Here is an 18492-nt window from a genome sequence, read left to right on the forward strand (position 1 = left end):
CCCACCTTTTCCTTTGAAACGAATCTTCACTTCACAAGTCCCTGCAAAGAGCGTATGGGTATTGGTCGCAATCTGACCAACTTTCAAATCCGGACGAACATGGAGTCCATAAAACTGGTCTGGTAGCCAGTCTCCAAAAGCACCCTCCTCATACATGAGCATGCCACCAGCTTCATTTTCTTCAGCAGGCTGAAATAGAAAAAGCAGATTATTCTTGGGTTGCTCCTCAAGAGCACGCTCTAAACAGCCCAAGGCAATGGTCATGTGGAAATCATGTCCGCAAGCATGCATACGACCTTGATGTTGGGAAGAAAAAGGAAGGCCTGTTTGTTCAAGGATAGGGAGGCCATCAATGTCTGTTCGCCAACCAATAGTCCGCTTCGGCTGGCTTCCCTGCAAATAGACCAAAATCCCTGTTCGCCAAGTACGAACCTGAACAAAATCCTTGCCCGTAGTCAATTTTTCAATCACATCCAGCAAATAAGCCTGAGTTTTAAACTCTTCCAAGCCAATCTCTGGAATCTGGTGCAAATCTCGTCGAGTCTGAATCAAATCTAACATCTATCTGTCCTCCTATATAGCAGAAAGAGGCTGGAAAAAGGGGTCCGCCTCTTTTTTACTTTTACACTTACAAGGTACGAAGCGCATCCTCTAGCGCTGTTTTTTGTTGGGTTTGGGCATCAATTTCTTTGATGATACGAGCCGGAACACCTGCTACTACCACATTTTCTGGAACATCTTGGGTAACGATAGCTCCTGCAGCGACAACTGAACCACTACCGATTTGGACTCCTTCAATAACCACTGCATTGGCACCGATAAGAACATTGTCTCCGACACGGACTGGTTCAGCACTAGCTGGCTCAATCACACCTGCCAAAACTGCACCTGCACCAACGTGACTATTCTTCCCAACGATGGCACGACCACCAAGGATAGCACCCATATCAATCATGGTTCTTGCACCGATTTCTGCTCCGATATTGATGACCGCTCCCATCATAATGACAGCATTGTCACCAATTTCCACTTGGTCACGGATAATAGCACCTGGTTCGATACGAGCGTTGATATCACGCTTGTCTAGCAAGGGAACTGCCGAATTACGAGCATCTTGCTCGACAACATAATCTTGATTTTCTACCAAGCCTTCGAGAAGCGGAGCGATATCCTTCCAATCTCCAAAAAGAACATTGCCTAGTTTGACAACAGAGCTAGGAATAGCAGTTGCTAGTTGGCCTTCAAAGGTTACTTTGACACTGGTTTTCTTCTCTGCATTGGCGATAAATTGGATGATTTCTTGAGCATTCATTTTTGTGGCAGTCATAGGCGCCTCCTGGTTCATTATAATGATACCTATTCTACCAAAAAAGGCTTCAAATTTGAAGCCTAAACTATCAAAATAATCGTCTTTACTTCCCTTCTTTGGCTTCTTCGATAGACAAGAAGACCATAGGGACTATGATCAAAATCATGGCCAAAACTAGAAATCCATCTAGGACGAGACCGAGAAAGAGGACGCTCAATAGCGCTGAAGAGAGAGGCTCGCTAGCGCTCACTACAGATACAACCAGAGGAGAAACGAGAGAGACGGCCTTCATAGACAGGAAGAAGGCAAAAGCTGTTCCAAATACGGCAATAATCAAACAAATCATCACGCTGCTAGCATCCAATTGGAAGGTGACATGATGGACTGGATAGAGCAGATTGCTAAAGAGCCCTGCGAGAATCATCCCCCAACCAACAGTGGGTACAAAACCATAGTGGCGGGCAAATCGTTGGGGCAGGATGACATTAAACATGACGCCTACTGCACTGAGCAAGCCTGTCACTAGAGCCAAGGGTGTCATGGACAACTGGGACAAGTCCCCTTTTGTGGCCATCAAAAAAACACCTAGCATGGCAATCAAAACATAGAGAATCGCTGTAATCGAAGCCTTCTTCTGGTAGACAATGCGATTGTAAAACAAAATAAAAACAGGGCTGATAAATTGTAAAATAGTCGCCGTCGTCGCATTGGAATACTCAACACAGAGATAGAAGAAAAACTGCACAGAAAAAATACCTAGAATAGCATAGGCTAAAAAAGGTAGATAATTTTTCTTATCTTTCCAGATATCCAACAAGCGACCACGCAACTGAAAGGCAGATAAAGCTAAAACCAAACTCCCCGCCACCAGCAAACGCATAGAGGTAATCCAACCAGACGATACTGGATAATGAGTGAAAAAATACTCTCCTAAAATCCCGCAAATCCCCCAAATCAGACCTGAGAACAGTGAATACAAGGTTCCCTTAAAAATCTTCTTTTGATACTTATTCATTCCCTTATTGTAACACGAAATAGAAAAAGAAAAAAGTAGCTAAGAGAAGAAAAATTGCCTCTTGCTACTTTTTTTATTATCGATTAAATAGACGGGAACGACCTGACGAACCACTTTGAGTGTTGTTGTTCGAATTTGCCCCTGAGCTACTGCTTGAACTTGATCCACTGCTTGAACTTGGAGGAGTCACTGCAGGTAGGCTTCCAAGAATGGTTTTCCAAGCGTTCAGATAGTCTGCGTCGCTACCTCCGATGGCAAAGCGGTAAGTGGTTACTGGCGCCCCTTCTTTGCTAGCCCAGTAGCTTGTCACTGTAGAACCAGAAAGTTCGATTTCCTTACCATTGATGGAAACTTTGCCGGGCTTTTGGCCTGTTGATCGGAGAACTTGGGACTTAGTCACACTTGGGTCAAGATTAAAGCGATCATTTCCCCATATTCCAGGTTCAGCTTGCTGGATAGCATTGACCAAGTAAGCCATGTATTTGGCATTGCGGTAGTGACCCGCACCCTTGGCTAGCGGTCGGTTATCATCATGACCTAACCAGCCACCTAGAGTCAATCGAGGTGTAGAAAGCATGAGCCACATATTTTCATCTTCATTGGTCGTACCAGTTTTTCCGATCCAGTCAGCACGAGATAGGCCTGGATTGATCGAAGCCAAGTCGGTCTGGAAGCTAGTAGTAATCCGAGAAGAAATGACGTCACGGAGCAGACTTTGCATGATGGTTGCTGTAGCTTTTGAATAAACCTGCACAGGCTCATCCTTATGCTCATAGACCACTCGACCATCCGTTGATTCGATCTTGGCAATCATGTGTTTCTTGTGGTAAACCCCGTTGTTAGCTATTGTCTGATATCCGTTGGTATGCTGGGCAACTGTAACCTCAATTCCTCCACCCATCGGTAAACTTTCAATGCCATATTCTGGGATTTCATAACCCATTTTTTCCATATAGCCCTTGACATCGACACCCTTCTCTCGAAGCGTACGATAAGTCCAGTAGGCTGGAATATTCCATGAATAGTTGAGGGCTTCTCCCAAGGTCATCATCGCTGTACCAGGACTATTGACATACATGATGGGATTGCCGTTTGAGAAGTTTGTCGGATAGTTTGATAAGATACTTGCACTTCCCATCAAACCTTGGTCAATGGCGATACCATAGGCCAGTATAGGCTTAGTGGTTGAAGCTGGAGAACGTTTGGTATCGATAGCGTGATTGTTCTGATTTTCTTGATAATTACGACCACCAACAAATCCAAGGATGGCTCCCGTTTGGTTGTCCATGAGGACATTCCCTACTTCAGGCTGGCCTGTCGAATCATCTAGCAGATAGCCGTAGGTCGCAACCGCATTTTGCATCGCAGCATGAACATTTTTATTGATAGTTGTCGTAATCTTATATCCACCATTCTCGATTTCCTTCGTCGCTAGATCGCGGTAAGCTTTCTGGATCGATTCATTTTTTTGCTCTTGCGCAGAAACATTATCTCTCTGGATAAGGTAGTCGTACATCCGATCCGTTGCTTCTGCCAAGGTTGCATAGTAGAGATAGTCGCGCGAAGTACCACTGACAATACCTGATGGTAGAAAGTCTTGCTTGAAGTCATAATCCTTGTACTTGTCGTAGTCTTCCTGACTCAGAGCTCCTGTCCGATACATATTGTAGAGGACATCCTTGGCACGCTTAATTCCCAAAGCCATATCCTCATCGCTCTTCATACTGCCGTCAGATTCATAAGGAGAATAACTAATAGGACTCTGGGGCAAACCTGCGATAAAGGCGGCTTGAGGTATTGTCAAATCCGATGCATTAACTCCAAAAATTCCCTCTGCAGCCTGCTGGGCACCTGCAATATTTTGGCCCTTGTGATTGCGTCCAAAAGGAGCAATATTAAGGTAGGTTGTCAAGATCTCATCCTTGCCCATGGCCCGTTCTAAAGCCAAGGCATCAATAATTTCTTTGGCCTTACGAGCCAGAGTGGGAGCATCCCCCACCACTTGCTGCTTGATGACCTGCTGCGTCAAGGTCGAACCACCACTAGACGATCCCAAACCGACAAAGGTTCCCAGAGTCGCACGAATAACGGCCTTAGGCACAACTCCCTTATGCTCATTGAAATGCTCGTCCTCTGTCGCAATGATAGCCTTCTTGAGATTATCTGAGATAGCCTCCGAAGCGACTGATGTGCGCAATAAATCTCCTTCAATCGAAGCGATGGTAGTTCCGTCAGCATAGGTAATTTCTGAGATAGAGGCAATATCCTTCACTTGTTTGACCAATTCCTCTGTTTGAGGCACCTTGACTTTGTCAAATAGAGCAACCCCATAGCCCATGGCCACACCCGCTCCCAAAAGACCTCCGATAAAGGCTAGGATAAAGAGAGTGTTGAAGGTCACTTTAAAAGCACTCAAAATCTTAGCAAGAATAGACCCTACCCTTTTGAGTTTGTTAGAAGAAGCTACTTTCTTATCAGTATTTTTATTTGCTTGTTTTTTCTTCCATTTGGCAGTTAGTTGCTGGAAAAAATGCAGCATTTTTGTTTTTAATTCATCAATTCTTTTTTTCATGAATGTCCTCACTTTCTCTATTATACCATAAAAGGTAAACTTTCAATAAAATAGCCACTTTCTTCCCTATTCCACTAGGCTATTGCCCAAGTTTGTGATACAATAGGTAGAAACAATATTTTAAAAAGGAGAAAAGACATATGCACATTTTTGATGAGCTAAAAGAGCGTGGTTTGATTTTTCAAACGACTGATGAAGAAGCTTTGCGTAAAGCCCTAGAAGAAGGTCAAGTTTCTTATTATACTGGCTACGATCCAACTGCTGACAGCCTTCACCTAGGCCACCTTGTCGCAATCTTGACCAGTCGTCGTTTGCAATTAGCAGGTCACAAACCTTATGCGCTCGTTGGCGGTGCTACAGGTCTCATCGGAGATCCGTCCTTCAAAGATGCTGAGCGTAGTCTCCAAACAAAAGACACAGTAGATGGCTGGGTCAAGTCTATCCAAGGACAACTTTCTCGTTTTCTTGACTTTGAAAATGGCGAAAACAAGGCTGTCATGGTCAACAACTACGACTGGTTTGGCAGCATCAGCTTCATTGACTTCCTCCGTGATATCGGAAAATACTTCACTGTCAACTACATGATGAGCAAAGAGTCTGTTAAAAAACGGATCGAAACAGGGATTTCTTACACAGAGTTTGCCTACCAAATCATGCAAGGGTACGACTTCTATGTCCTAAATCAAGACCACAATGTTACCCTGCAAATCGGTGGTTCTGACCAGTGGGGAAATATGACAGCTGGTACCGAATTGCTTCGTCGTAAGGCTGACAAGACAGGTCATGTTATCACAGTTCCCCTTATTACTGATGCGACTGGTAAGAAATTTGGTAAATCAGAAGGAAACGCAGTCTGGCTCAACCCTAAAAAGACTTCTCCATACGAAATGTACCAATTCTGGATGAATGTCATGGACGCTGACGCTGTTCGCTTCTTGAAAATCTTTACTTTCTTGACACTTGATGAGATTGAAGACATCCGCAAACAATTCGAAGCAGCACCACACGAACGCTTGGCTCAAAAAGTCCTCGCTCGTGAAGTCGTGACTCTTGTCCACGGAGAAGAAGCTTACAAAGAAGCCCTTAACATCACTGAGCAACTCTTTGCTGGAAATATCAAAAATCTTTCTGTCAAAGAACTCAAACAAGGACTTCGTGGTGTGCCAAACTACCAAGTACAAGCAGACGAAAATCACAACATCGTTGAACTTCTTGTATCTTCTGGCGTGGTTAACTCAAAACGCCAAGCCCGTGAAGACGTCCAAAACGGAGCTATCTACGTAAATGGTGACCGCGTCCAAGACCTTGACTATGTCTTGAGTGATGCAGATAAGTTAGAGAACGAACTGACTGTTATCCGCCGTGGTAAGAAAAAATACTTCGTCCTTACATATTAAAAACAGACTGGATGCATTTGCTATCCAGTCCTTTTTTTGCTAGACTTAAACTATGAATACAAACCTCAAACCCAAACTCCAGCGCTTTGCTTCTGCTAGCGCCTTTTCCTGCCCCATCTGCCAAGAAGATCTGACCTTGGTAGAGTCTAGCCTCAAGTGTAGCAACCGCCATTCTTTTGATTTATCAAAATTCGGCTATGTCAATCTAGCACCGCAAATCAAGCAATCCGCCAACTACAACAAGGAAAATTTTCAAAACCGCCAACAAATCCTGGAAGCTGGCTTTTACCAGGCTATCTTAGAAGGCATTTCTGACCTACTAGCGACTAAATCATCTGCAAAAACTGTCTTGGACATCGGTTGTGGCGAAGGCTTCTACTCTCGTAAACTCCAAGAAAGTCATTCTGAAAAAACCTTCTATGCCTTTGATATTTCCAAAGATTCCGTTCAAATCGCTGCCAAGAGTGAACCCAACTGGGCGGTCAATTGGTTTGTTGGTGACCTAGCTCGACTTCCTATAAAAGATGCCAGTATGGATATTCTGCTCGACATCTTTTCGCCTGCCAACTATGGGGAGTTTCGTCGTGTTTTATCCAAAGACGGTATCTTGATTAAGGTCATCCCGACTGAAAACCACCTCAAAGAAATCCGCCAAATGGTGCAGGACCAGCTGACAAAGAAGGATTATTCTAATCAAGATATTAAGGAACATTTCCAGGAACACTTCAGTATCCAATCTAGCCAAACAGCCTCCCTAACCAAATCCATCACAGCAGAGCAACGCCAAGCCCTGCTTGCCATGACGCCTCTCCTCTTTCATGTTGACCAGACCAAGATTGACTGGAGCCAACTGACAGAGATTACCATCGAAGCAGAGATACTTGTGGGGAAAGTAGGGTAAAATATTTTAAAGATAAAAAAACGCACCTTTAAAGATGCGTTTTGTTTTATAATCTGATGCAAAAATTCTTAGTTCAAGTGCCAGATATCTTCGTTGTACTGAGCGATTGTACGGTCAGATGAGAAGAATCCTGCTTTAGCAATGTTGACGATGACTTTATCCAACCATGCGTCACGGTTTTCGTAGTCAGCAAGCATTTGCTCTTTCACCTTGATGTAGTCTTCCAAGTCTAGGAGAGTCATGAACCAGTCTTTGTTGATCAATTCGTTGTAAAGACGTTCCAAGCGTTCTTTCTTACCTACTGCAAGAACAGCGTCGCTGACGATGAAGTCAACCAATGGTTTGATGGCTTCACGAGCGTAGAATTCGCTTGATTTGTAAGCTGCTTTTGCATAAAGGTCGATAACAGTTTCTGAATCTTCACCAAAGATGTAGATGTTGTCGTCGCCAACCAACTCAGCAATTTCTACGTTAGCACCGTCCATAGTACCGAGAGTCAAAGCTCCGTTCAACATGAATTTCATGTTACCAGTACCTGAAGCTTCTTTAGAAGCAAGTGAGATTTGTTCTGAGATATCACATGCTGGGATAAGGAAGCTTGCTGCAGTAACGTTGTAGTTTTCAACCATAACCACTTGCAAGTGTGGAGCTACTGCCGGGTCGTTTGCAATCACTTCTGACAAGCAAAGAATCAAGTGGATGATGTCTTGAGCGATTGTGTAGGCAGGAGCTGCTTTACCACCAAAGAATACTGTGATTGGACGAGCAGGGATGTTACCAGCCTTGATATCCAAGTATTTGTGGATCACATACAAAGCGTTCATTTGTTGGCGTTTGTACTCGTGAAGACGTTTGATTTGGATATCAAAGATAGAGTTTGTATTGATTTCCACACCTTGATGTTCTTTCAAGTGACGAGCCAATTTACGTTTGTTGTGAGCCTTGATTTCTTCAAGTTTTGCTTTAAGGGCTGCTTTATCTTCGTAAGACAAGAGTTTTTCAAGTTCATCCGCTTCATGGTGCCAACCACGTCCAATAATTTCATCCAAGTAGTGAGACAAGCGTGGGTTAGCATGCATGAGCCAACGACGGAATGTGATACCGTTTGTTTTGTTGTTGAATTTTTCTGGGTAGATGTCGTAGAAAGCTTTCAACTCTGAGTTCTTCAAGATCTCAGTGTGGAGTGCTGCTACCCCGTTAACACTGTATCCGTAGTGGATATCCATGTGAGCCATGTGTACACGTCCGCTCTCGTCGATGATTTGGACAGCTGGGTCTTTGTATTCTGCTTTCACACGACGGTCCAATTCTTTGATGATTGGTACCAAGTGAGGAACCACTTCTTCCAAGAATTCAAGAGGCCATTTTTCAAGGGCTTCAGCAAGGATGGTGTGGTTCGTGTAGGCAGTCATGCTACGAACGATAGAGATTGCTTCATCAAGTTCGATACCACGTTCAGTCAAAAGACGGATCAATTCAGGGATCACCATTGATGGGTGAGTATCGTTGATTTGTACAACTGCGTAGTCAGCAAGGTCGTGCAAGTTGCTTCCTTTTTCGATCGCTTCGTCGATGATCAATTGCGCACCGTTTGAAACCATGAAGTATTGTTGGAAAATACGGAGCAATTCACCTTGACGGTCACTATCGTCTGGGTAAAGGAAGAGAGTCAAGTTGCGAGCGATGTCTGTCTTGTCAAAGCTGATACCATCTTCAATGATAGATGAATCAACTGAATCCAAGTCAAACAAACGCAAGCGGTTCTTAGTAGCAGTCTTGTAACCAGGAACATCAAGGTCGTAAAGAGTTGATGTCAAGGTAAAGTGTGCAAATGGCACTTGGTAGCTACGGCTTGAACGTACCAACCAGTTTTGCTCTGTCAACCAAGCGTTTGGAATAGTCTCTTGTTGGTTGTTTTTAAGAACTTGTTGGAAAAGACCGTAGTGGTAGTTCAAACCAACACCGTCACCGTTCAAACCAAGAGTAGCGATTGAGTCGATAAAGCAGGCTGCCAAACGTCCCAATCCACCGTTCCCTAGAGATGGTTCCAATTCTACTTCTTCGATTTCAATCAACTCTTTACCGGCATCAGCAAGTTCTTTTTTCACATCGTCGTAAAGACCAAGGTTGATCAAGTTGTTTGACAAGAGTTTACCAATCAAGAACTCAGCTGAGATGTAGTAAACTTTCTTCTTACCAGTGTTGACTGGTTTTTGGCTGCTAGCAAGCTTGCTGTAGTTGAGAAGAGCAAGGTAAAGTTCTTCGTTACTACATTCTGCAATGGTTTTATTGTAACGTTTTTGTACAAATTCTTTTAGTGGTAACATTTTTGTGTCTCCTGATAATGTCTTATTTCTTTAATTCTACCAAATTCTCATTGATTCGGCGATAAATTGTAGTCAAGTCAAGCAAATTGTCCTCGACAGCTGGTGTCAATTGATCTTCAGTCATACGCCAAGACCAGTTTCCGCCAAGAGTAGATGGGTAGTTCATGCGAGCTGCCTCATCCAATTCTAGTAAATCTTGCATAGTGGCAATAGCCATGAAGCTCACTGATGAAAATACTGTGCGAAGCATTGCGTGTGGCACTGTTTCATACTCTTTACGGTTCGTGTAACGAGCCATGTACTCACGAGTTGGATCATCGATTTCATTACGGTACCAACCAAGGACCGTATTGTTGTCGTGTGTTCCTGTGTACATAACAGAGTTAGCAGGTGCCAAGTGTGGGCTATCGATACTTTCATCTTCTGGGTTGAAGGCAAATTGAAGAATCTTCATTCCCGGGAAACCAGTACGTTCGCGCAACTCGATAACCTCATCTGTCATGAAGCCAAGGTCTTCTGCGATGATGTTCAGCTCACCAAGTTCTTCCTTAACGGCTGCGAAGAGTTTGTAGCCTGGACCTTTCACCCATTTACCAGGGGCCGCTGTATCGGAACCAGCAGGGATTTCCCAGTAAGATTCAAAGCCACGGAAGTGGTCGATACGAACAATATCGTAGATTTTGAAGCTTTCACGCAAGCGTTCAACCCACCATTTGTAACCGTCTTTATCCATTGCTTCCCAGTCATAGATTGGGTTCCCCCAAAGTTGACCAGTTGCAGAAAACTCATCTGGCGGACATCCTGCGATGCAAGTCGCCTTGCCGCTGGCATCTGTCTTGAAGAGGTGTGGATTTGCCCACATGTCGCTTGAATCTTCCGCAACGTAGATAGGCATGTCCCCAACGATCTCGATGTGGTTGTCGTTAGCGTATGTTTTCAATTTCAACCATTGTTGGAAGAAGAAGTATTGAGTCACACGGTGGTAAACCAACTTGTCTGCTAATTTCTCACGGTAGCTTTCAAGTGCTGAAGCTTTACGCTCACGAGCATCTGCATCTGGCCATTCTGTCCATGCTAGATTGTCAAAATGCTCTTTAATCGCCATATACTCAGCAAAAAGTTCAAGCCAGGTTTGGTTGTCTTGAGCAAATTTCTCAAAGGCTTTGACATCTCCCACTTCCAAGAAACGTTTGACCGCCTTCTCCAAAAGAGGGCGACGTGCATAATAAATCTTAGCATAGTCAACTTCTGCTGGATTGCTACCGAAGTCAACACCTTCAAGATCGCTAGCTTCCAACAAGCCTTGCTCTACCAAGATATCAAGGTCGATAAAATGCGTGTTCCCAGCAAAAGCTGAGAATGATTGGTAAGGAGAATCTCCATAGCTTGTAGTCCCAAGAGGGAGGATTTGCCAGTAACGTTGCTTGGTACGAACCAAGAAATCAACGAAATCATAGGCGCTTTGGCCAAATGATCCAATCCCGTATGCTCCTGGAAGAGAAGAGATGTGCATCAACACACCACTTTGACGTTTTTTCATAATAGCACCTCATGTGTTTGTAATATAACGCTGCGCAAATCAAGGCGCAAACGTTTGCGTTATTTTAAGTATAACGCATTTCAAAAACAAATGCAAGCGGTTTTAGAAACTTTTTTTGATTTCTTTTTCTTCGAATGAATCTTGGTTCCACTGTTATTTTATGAAACGAACACTTTTCTTATAAAGTTTTGCTTATTTAAGATAGTTGAAATTAAAAACATCCTCATTTTTGCTAAGAAATCAGCCCAATCAATGCAATCGTTTCCCTTGTGCATTTTCAAATCAAGAAAAACAAAAATTTTCAGTTTCTTCCTATATAAAAGCATTGACAAATGTTTGAAACCTTAAAATTTTTTTAAAATTTTTTCTAAAAAAGCTTGCAACCGTTTTCTATTTGTGTTATACTAGGCTCATAAAAGAAAACGTTTGCGTTTTCTAAATAAATTATACTGTTATTCTTTAGGAGGAATACACTATGTCATCTAAATTCATGAAGAGCGCTGCTGTGCTCGGAACTGCGACTCTCGCTAGCTTGCTCTTGGTAGCTTGCGGAAGCAAATCTGCTGACAAAGCTGCTGATACTAGCTCTTCAGAAGCAAAAGAAATCACTTTCTACGTTGAAGACCAATATAAAGCCTTCGCTGAATCAGCTGCAAAAGCTTACGAAAAAGAATCTGGCGTAAAAGTTACTATCAAAACAGGAGACCAAATGGGTGGTCTTGATAACCTTTCACTTGACAACCAATCTGGTAAAGCTGCTGACGTTATGATGGCTCCATACGACCGTGTAGGTAGTCTTGGTACTGACGGACAACTTTCAGAAGTAACTCTTAGTGATGGTGCAAAAACAGACGATACTACTAAATCTCTTGTAACTGTTGGTGGTAAAGTCTATGGTGCTCCAGCCGTTATCGAGTCTCTCGTAATGTACTACAACAAAGACTTGCTAAAAGAAGCTCCAAAAACTTTTGCTGATTTAGAAAACCTTGCTAAAGATAGTAAATATGCCTTCGCTGGTGAAGATGGCAAAACTACTGCCTTCCTAGCTGACTGGACAAACTTCTACTACGCATATGGACTCCTTGCTGGTAACGGTGGTTATGTATTCGGTCAAAATGGTAAAGATCCTAAAGATATCGGTCTTGCAAACGACGGATCAATCAAAGGTATCGAATACGCTAAATCTTGGTACGAAAAATGGCCTAAAGGTATGCAAGATACTGAAGGTGCTGGTAACTTGATTCAAACTCAATTCCAAGAAGGTAAAACAGCTGCTATCATCGATGGCCCTTGGAAAGCTCAATCCTTTAAAGATGCTAAAGTAAACTACGGTGTTGCGACTATCCCAACTCTTCCAAACGGTAAAGATTACGCAGCATTCGGTGGTGGTAAAGCTTGGATCATCCCATCAAGCACTAAGAACCTTGAAGGCGCTCAAAAATTTGTAGACTTCCTAGTTTCAACTGAACAACAAAAAGCATTCTACGATGCAACGAACGAAATCCCAGCTAACACTGAGGCTCGTACTTATGCTGAAAGCAAAAACGATGAGTTGACTACAGCTGTTATCAAACAGTTCAAGAACGCTCAACCAATGCCAAACATCTCACAAATGTCAACAGTTTGGGATCCAGCGAAAACTATGCTCTTTGATGCTGTAAGTGGTAAGAAAGATGCGAAAACAGCTGCTAACGATGCTGTAACATTGATCAAGGAAACAATCCAACAAAAATTTGGTAACTAATTGAATTGTTCAAGGGGGGTGGAAGCAAAATCCCCCTTTGAATTTATAGATATGCTTCTTATCAGATGTACGTATCTTACGATTGAATCCGAGTTTAAACTCGCATCCTATGAAAGGAGTAATCATGGAAAAACAACAGCCTCGCAAAGCAGCCTTGCTGTCAATCATTCCTGGTTTAGGACAAATCTATAACAAACAAAAAGCTAAAGGATTTATTTTCCTTGGCATTACTGTTCTATTTGTTCTGTATTTTCTAACACTTGCAACCCCTGAATTGAGCAATTTGATCACCCTTGGTGACAAACCTGGCCGTGATAATTCACTGTTCATGCTGATTCGCGGTGCTTTCCATTCTATCTTTGTTGTCGTTTACTTGCTCTTTTATATCTTTAATATCAAAGATGCACATACGACTGCTAAACGTATCAACAACGGTATTCCCGTAGCTCGTACCTTCAAGGACATGATTAAAGGCATTTATGAGAATGGATTCCCATATCTTTTAATCATCCCATCGTATGTAGCGATGACATTTGCGATTATCTTCCCTGTTATCGTAACCTTGATGATTGCCTTTACCAACTACGACTTCCAACACTTGCCACCAAACAAATTATTGGACTGGGTTGGTTTAACGAACTTCACAAACATCTGGAGTTTGAGTACCTTCCGTTCAGCCTTTGGTTCCGTTCTTTCTTGGACCATTATCTGGGCTCTATCTGCTTCTACTTTGCAGATTGTCATTGGTATCTTTACTGCAATCATTGCCAACCAACCATTTATCAAAGGAAAACGTATCTTCGGTGTTATTTTCCTTCTTCCTTGGGCAGTTCCAGCCTTCATCACTATCTTGACATTCTCAAACATGTTTAATGATAGTATTGGTGCTATCAACACCCAAGTCTTGCCTCTTTTGTCTAAGGTCCTTCCTTTCCTAGATGGGGCTCTTATCCCTTGGAAAACAGACCCAACTTGGACGAAGATTGCCTTGATTATGATGCAAGGTTGGCTAGGATTCCCATACATCTACGTTTTGACCTTGGGTATCTTGCAGTCTATTCCTAACGACCTCTACGAAGCGGCTTACATCGATGGTGCCAATGCTTGGCAAAAATTCCGCAACATCACTTTCCCAATGATCTTGGCTGTTGCAGCTCCAACATTGATCAGCCAATACACCTTCAACTTTAACAACTTCTCTATCATGTACCTCTTCAATGATGGAGGACCTGGTAGCGTTGGTGGTGGAGCCGGTTCAACTGATATCTTGATTTCATGGATTTACCGTTTGACAACAGGTACAGCCCCACAATACTCTATGGCGGCAGCTGTTACCTTGATTATCTCCATCATTGTCATCTCTATCTCTATGATTGCATTCAAGAAACTACACGCATTTGATATGGAGGACGTCTAAGATGAATAACTCAATCAAACTCAAACGTAGACTGACTCAAACCCTCACTTACCTCTACTTGATTGGCTTATCAATCGTCATTATTTATCCACTTTTGATCACCATTATGTCAGCCTTCAAGTCTGGTAACGTGGTAGCCTTTAAACTAGATGGTAACGTCGATTTTAGTTTTGATAACTTTAAAGGACTCTTCACTGAAACCTTGTACGGCACTTGGTATCTCAATACCTTGATCATCGCCTTGATTACAATGGCTGTCCAAACAAGCATCATCGTACTTGCTGGTTATGCCTACAGCCGATACAACTTCTTGGCTCGTAAACAAAGTTTGGTCTTCTTCTTGATTATCCAAATGGTGCCAACCATGGCTGCTTTGACTGCCTTCTTCGTTATGGCACTTATGTTGAACGCCCTTAACCATAGCTGGTTCCTCATCTTCCTCTATGTCGGTGGTGGTATCCCTATGAACGCTTGGTTGATGAAAGGTTACTTTGATACCGTACCAATGTCTCTTGATGAATCAGCAAAACTTGATGGTGCAGGACACTTCCGTCGCTTCTGGCAAATCGTCCTCCCTCTTGTTCGCCCGATGGTTGCGGTACAAGCCCTCTGGGCCTTCATGGGACCTTTCGGAGACTATATCCTCTCTAGTTTCTTGCTTCGTGAGAAAGAATACTTTACAGTTGCCGTTGGTCTCCAAACCTTCATCAACAATGCGAAGAACTTGAAGATTGCCTACTTCTCAGCAGGTGCTATCCTCATCGCTCTTCCAATCTGTACACTCTTCTTCTTCTTACAAAAGAACTTTGTTTCAGGACTTACAAGTGGTGGCGACAAGGGATAATCTATCCCCGCCACCCTTTTTCATTTTGGAGCTTGTTTCTAAAGTTAAAAGATTAGACAAAAGACCGCAAATAGTAGCAAAATCAGCTTTTCAGTAAGCAATTTATCTACTAGACTTGAAATAAAGTACATTTCTCTATATAATAATACTCATATAGAAAACACTTTTAGAAAGATGCCTATGCTTCCATATCCATTCTCGTATTTTACTAGTATCTGGGGATTTCGTAAGCCCCTGTCAAAACGTTTCGGACTCAACTGGTTTCAACTCCTCTTTACGAGCATTTTCCTCATCAGCTTGTCCATGGTTCCAATTGCCATTCAAAACAGCTCGCAGGAAACGTATCCACTGGATACCTTTATCGATAATGTCTACACACCCCTGACAGATGAAGCAATCATGGATTTGTCGGAGAATGCACAGATAATAGATGGAAAACTGAACTATGCTGGAACTAAAAATCAGCAAGCTTCTCTTCTGATTGGTCCAAGTCCAAGTAAGGAATTGCCAAAGGACTTGCAACTTCATTTTGATACGGAAGAACTCATCATCAGCAAGGAAAGCAAGGAATTGACTCGCATTCGCTACCACGCCATTCAAACGGAGAGTTTCCAGAGTAAGGAAACTTTAACCCAGGCTATTTCTAAAGACTGGTACCAACAGAACCGTGTCTATATCAGTCTCTTTCTCGTCCTTGGTGCTAGCTTCCTCTTTGGATTGAATTTCTTCATTGTCTCTCTTGGAGCTAGTCTTCTCCTTTATATCACCAAAAAATCACGCCTCTTTTCATTTAGGAGCTTTAAAGAGTGCTACCATTTTATCTTGAACTGTTTAGGATTACCAACTTTGATTACACTTATTTTGGGACTTTTCGGCCAAAATATGACAACCCTTATCACTGTACAAAACATTCTTTTTGTTCTTTATCTGGTCATCATCTTTTATAAAACACATTACCGCGATCCAGATTATCATAAATAGGAGATTTTTATGCCCGTTACGATTAAAGATGTGGCCAAGGCTGCAGGTGTCTCACCTTCAACTGTAACCCGCGTTATTCAAAACAAATCAACAATTAGTGATGAAACCAAAAAACGAGTTCGCAAGGCTATGAAGGAACTCAACTACCATCCCAATCTCAATGCTCGTAGCCTAGTTAGCAGCTATACTCAAGTTATTGGTTTGGTATTGCCTGACGACTCGGATGCCTTCTACCAAAATCCTTTCTTCCCATCTGTCCTACGAGGGATCGCCCAAGTCGCGTCTGAAAACCACTATGCTATTCAGATTGCAACTGGTAAAGATGAGAAGGAACGTCTCAAAGCTATTTCTCAGATGGTTTATGGCAAGCGTGTTGACGGCCTAATCTTCCTCTATGCTCAAGAGGAAGATCCACTGGTTAAGCTCGTAGCGGAAGAACAGTTTCCTTTCCTCATCCTCGGAAAATCCCTCTCACCCTTTATCCCCCTTGTCGACAATGATAATGTCCAAGCCGGTTTTGATGCAGCAGAGTATTTCATCAAAAAGGGGTGCAGACGAATCGCCTTTATCGGAGGAACAAAGAAACTTTTCGTTACACAAGATCGTCTAAAAGGTTACGAATTGGCACTCAAACAACACCAACTTTCGATTGATACGAACCTGACCTACTTTGCAAATGAATTTCTAGAAGAAAAGGGGTATCAATTTAGTAAGCGCCTCTTCAAACACGATCCGCAGATTGATGCCATCATCACAACCGACAGCCTTCTAGCTGAAGGGGTTTGCGACTACATCAGTAAACACCAATTAAATGTTCCCGTCTTGAGTTTTGACTCTGTCAATCCTCGACTCGATCTAGTAGCTTATGTTGACATCAATAGTCTTGAACTTGGACGAACATCATTTGAAACGATTTTACAGATTATCAATGACGCGAAAAATAATAGACAGATTTGTTACCGTCAGTTGATTGCCCACAAAATTATCGAAAAATAAAAACCAGCTCCAGTGAACTGCACCCCAAAAGTTAGACAGACAAAATCTAACTTTTGAGGTGTTTTATTATGAAACTGAGTTATGAAGATAAAGTTCAAATCTATGAACTAAGAAAACGAGGATATAGCTTAGAGAAGCTTTCAAATAAATTGGGGATAAACAATTCTAATCTTAGATACATGATTAAATTGATTGATCGTTACGGAATAGAGTTCGCCAAAAAAGGAAAAAATCGTTACTATTCTCCTGATTTAAAACAAGAAATGATTAATAAAGTCTTACATGAAGGCTGGACTAAAGATAGAGTTTCTCTTGAATACGGTTTCCCAAGTCGTACGATACTTCTTAACTGGCTAGCAAAATACAAGAAAAACGCGTATACTATTGTTGAGAAAATAAGAGGGAGAGTACCTAAAATGGGACGTAAACGGAAGAAAACTCGGGAAGAAACGACAGAACTAGAGCGACTCCAAGAGGAGAATGAACGCTTACGGACTGAGGTGGCTTACCTAAAAAAGTTAAAAGAGTTAGAGGAAAGGGACGAAGCCTTAGAGCGAGAAAAGCAGAGACAGTTAGAGAAATGGCTTCAGGAGGATTTCGACTAGATTTACTTCTTGAAGCGGCTCGTTTACCTCGCTCAACTTACTATTATCAGTTGAAGCAACTAGATGGGCTTGACAAAGATAAAGAGCTTAAAATCGAAATTCAGGCCATTTATAATGACCATAAAGGAAATTATGGCTATCGTCGAATCACTTTGGAAATGAGGAAACGTGGTTATTCGATCAATCATAAAAGAGTTCAACGTCTGATGAAGGTCCTTGGTTTAAAGGCTCGAGTTCGTCGTAAACGGAAGTATTCTTCCTACCAAGGAGAGATTGGTAAGAAAGCAGAGAATCTCATTCAACGTCAATTTGAAGCATCAAGGCCAATGGAAAAGTGCTATACGGATGTGACAGAGTTTGCCATTCCAAATAGTACACAGAAATTGTATTTATCGCCTGTTTTAGATGGATTTAATAGCGAAATTATAGCCTATAATTTGTCTACCTCACCCAACTTAGAACAAGTGAAAACCATGTTGGAACAGGCATTCACAGAGAAACACTACGAGAATACGAGTCTCCATAGTGATCAAGGATAGCAATACCAACACGATTCTTATCACAGGTTTTTAGAGAGTAAGGGAATCCAAACATCTATGTCACGTAAAGGTAACAGCCCAGACAACGGTATGATGGAATCTTTCTTTGGCATTTTGAAATCGGAAATATTTTATGGTTATGAGAAGGCGTTTCAGTCGCTTAAGCAATTGGAACAAGCTATTGTGGACTATATTGATTACTACAACAACAAACGAATTAAGATCAAACTAAAAGGACTTAGCCCTGTGCAATACAGAACTAAATCCTTCGCTTAAATTATTTGTCTAACTTTTTGGGGTCAGTA

The 18492-nt window shown here is 42.3% G+C and carries 13 protein-coding genes and 1 pseudogene; 8 read left to right on the forward strand and 6 right to left on the reverse strand.

Going from position 1 to position 18492, the window contains the following annotated elements:
* The 4 genes from SORDD24_RS09450 to pbp1b all read right to left on the reverse strand — a co-directional run.
* On the reverse strand, positions 1-561 hold a 561-nt coding region (locus tag SORDD24_RS09450; protein ID WP_081103578.1), incomplete at its 3' end, for a M20/M25/M40 family metallo-hydrolase.
* A gap of 67 nt (positions 562-628) precedes the next feature.
* Positions 629-1327: a 2,3,4,5-tetrahydropyridine-2,6-dicarboxylate N-acetyltransferase gene (dapD, locus tag SORDD24_RS09455; RefSeq protein ID WP_061409854.1), complete on the reverse strand. Its 699-nt coding sequence runs from the start codon at positions 1325-1327 to the stop codon at positions 629-631.
* Between the two features lie 85 nt (positions 1328-1412).
* Entirely contained in the window at positions 1413-2324 is a 912-nt protein-coding gene (locus SORDD24_RS09460) for a DMT family transporter (protein WP_061409855.1), read from the reverse strand.
* 76 nt (positions 2325-2400) lie between these two features.
* Positions 2401-4896: a penicillin-binding protein PBP1B gene (gene pbp1b / locus SORDD24_RS09465; RefSeq protein ID WP_061409857.1), complete on the reverse strand. Its 2496-nt coding sequence runs from the start codon at positions 4894-4896 to the stop codon at positions 2401-2403.
* A gap of 140 nt (positions 4897-5036) precedes the next feature.
* On the opposite strand from pbp1b, the gene tyrS reads away from it, so the two are divergent.
* On the forward strand, positions 5037-6293 hold the full coding sequence (gene tyrS, locus SORDD24_RS09470) for a tyrosine--tRNA ligase (RefSeq protein WP_061409859.1): 1257 nt from the start codon (positions 5037-5039) through the stop codon (positions 6291-6293).
* 52 nt (positions 6294-6345) lie between these two features.
* Complete coding sequence (locus SORDD24_RS09475; RefSeq protein ID WP_061409861.1) at positions 6346-7194, forward strand: putative RNA methyltransferase; 849 nt, start codon at positions 6346-6348, stop codon at positions 7192-7194.
* Positions 7195-7262: 68 nt separating this feature from the next.
* Here the strand turns inward: SORDD24_RS09475 and glgP are convergent, their stop codons facing one another.
* Together glgP and malQ are read right to left on the reverse strand one after the other, a co-directional pair.
* Positions 7263-9521 carry a glycogen/starch/alpha-glucan family phosphorylase gene (gene glgP / locus SORDD24_RS09480; protein WP_061409862.1) on the reverse strand — a complete coding sequence of 753 codons (2259 nt, stop codon included), beginning with the start codon at positions 9519-9521 and terminating at the stop codon, positions 7263-7265.
* 22 nt (positions 9522-9543) lie between these two features.
* The gene (malQ, locus tag SORDD24_RS09485) at positions 9544-11061 is read right to left on the reverse strand and encodes a 4-alpha-glucanotransferase (protein WP_061409864.1); all 1518 of its coding nucleotides are present in this window, start codon (positions 11059-11061) and stop codon (positions 9544-9546) included.
* A gap of 475 nt (positions 11062-11536) precedes the next feature.
* Here malQ and SORDD24_RS09490 point away from each other — a divergent pair, with 475 nt between their 5' ends.
* The 6 genes and pseudogenes from SORDD24_RS09490 (at position 11537) to SORDD24_RS11220 (ending at position 18463) form a co-directional block, all read left to right on the forward strand.
* Entirely contained in the window at positions 11537-12805 is a 1269-nt protein-coding gene (locus SORDD24_RS09490; RefSeq protein WP_061409866.1) for an extracellular solute-binding protein, read from the forward strand.
* 124 nt (positions 12806-12929) lie between these two features.
* Positions 12930-14222: a sugar ABC transporter permease gene (locus SORDD24_RS09495; RefSeq protein ID WP_061409868.1), complete on the forward strand. Its 1293-nt coding sequence runs from the start codon at positions 12930-12932 to the stop codon at positions 14220-14222.
* Position 14223: 1 nt separating this feature from the next.
* Complete coding sequence (locus tag SORDD24_RS09500; protein WP_061409870.1) at positions 14224-15066, forward strand: sugar ABC transporter permease; 843 nt, start codon at positions 14224-14226, stop codon at positions 15064-15066.
* A 180-nt stretch (positions 15067-15246) separates the two neighbouring features.
* Positions 15247-16047, forward strand: a complete 801-nt coding sequence (locus tag SORDD24_RS09505) for a DUF1189 domain-containing protein (protein ID WP_061409872.1) — start codon at positions 15247-15249, stop codon at positions 16045-16047.
* A gap of 9 nt (positions 16048-16056) precedes the next feature.
* The gene (locus SORDD24_RS09510) at positions 16057-17043 is read left to right on the forward strand and encodes a LacI family DNA-binding transcriptional regulator (RefSeq protein ID WP_061409874.1); all 987 of its coding nucleotides are present in this window, start codon (positions 16057-16059) and stop codon (positions 17041-17043) included.
* Between the two features lie 68 nt (positions 17044-17111).
* A pseudogene (locus SORDD24_RS11220) lies at positions 17112-18463 on the forward strand (IS3 family transposase).
* Positions 18464-18492 lie beyond the last annotated feature (29 nt).

It is taken from the genome of Streptococcus oralis (genome assembly GCF_001579175.1).
Classification (GTDB): Bacteria; Bacillota; Bacilli; order Lactobacillales; family Streptococcaceae; genus Streptococcus; species Streptococcus oralis_O.

Bases quoted from the DNA above. Each gene is read 5' to 3' on its own strand.
- dapD (WP_061409854.1), bottom strand. From the start codon at position 1,327: ATGACTGCCACAAAAATGAATGCTCAAGAAATCATCCAATTTATCGCC.
- SORDD24_RS09460 (WP_061409855.1), bottom strand. From the start codon at position 2,324: ATGAATAAGTATCAAAAGAAGATTTTTAAGGGAACCTTGTATTCACTG.
- pbp1b (WP_061409857.1), bottom strand. From the start codon at position 4,896: ATGAAAAAAAGAATTGATGAATTAAAAACAAAAATGCTGCATTTTTTC.
- tyrS (WP_061409859.1), top strand. From the start codon at position 5,037: ATGCACATTTTTGATGAGCTAAAAGAGCGTGGTTTGATTTTTCAAACG.
- SORDD24_RS09475 (WP_061409861.1), top strand. From the start codon at position 6,346: ATGAATACAAACCTCAAACCCAAACTCCAGCGCTTTGCTTCTGCTAGC.
- glgP (WP_061409862.1), bottom strand. From the start codon at position 9,521: ATGTTACCACTAAAAGAATTTGTACAAAAACGTTACAATAAAACCATT.
- malQ (WP_061409864.1), bottom strand. From the start codon at position 11,061: ATGAAAAAACGTCAAAGTGGTGTGTTGATGCACATCTCTTCTCTTCCA.
- SORDD24_RS09490 (WP_061409866.1), top strand. From the start codon at position 11,537: ATGTCATCTAAATTCATGAAGAGCGCTGCTGTGCTCGGAACTGCGACT.
- SORDD24_RS09495 (WP_061409868.1), top strand. From the start codon at position 12,930: ATGGAAAAACAACAGCCTCGCAAAGCAGCCTTGCTGTCAATCATTCCT.
- SORDD24_RS09500 (WP_061409870.1), top strand. From the start codon at position 14,224: ATGAATAACTCAATCAAACTCAAACGTAGACTGACTCAAACCCTCACT.
- SORDD24_RS09505 (WP_061409872.1), top strand. From the start codon at position 15,247: ATGCTTCCATATCCATTCTCGTATTTTACTAGTATCTGGGGATTTCGT.
- SORDD24_RS09510 (WP_061409874.1), top strand. From the start codon at position 16,057: ATGCCCGTTACGATTAAAGATGTGGCCAAGGCTGCAGGTGTCTCACCT.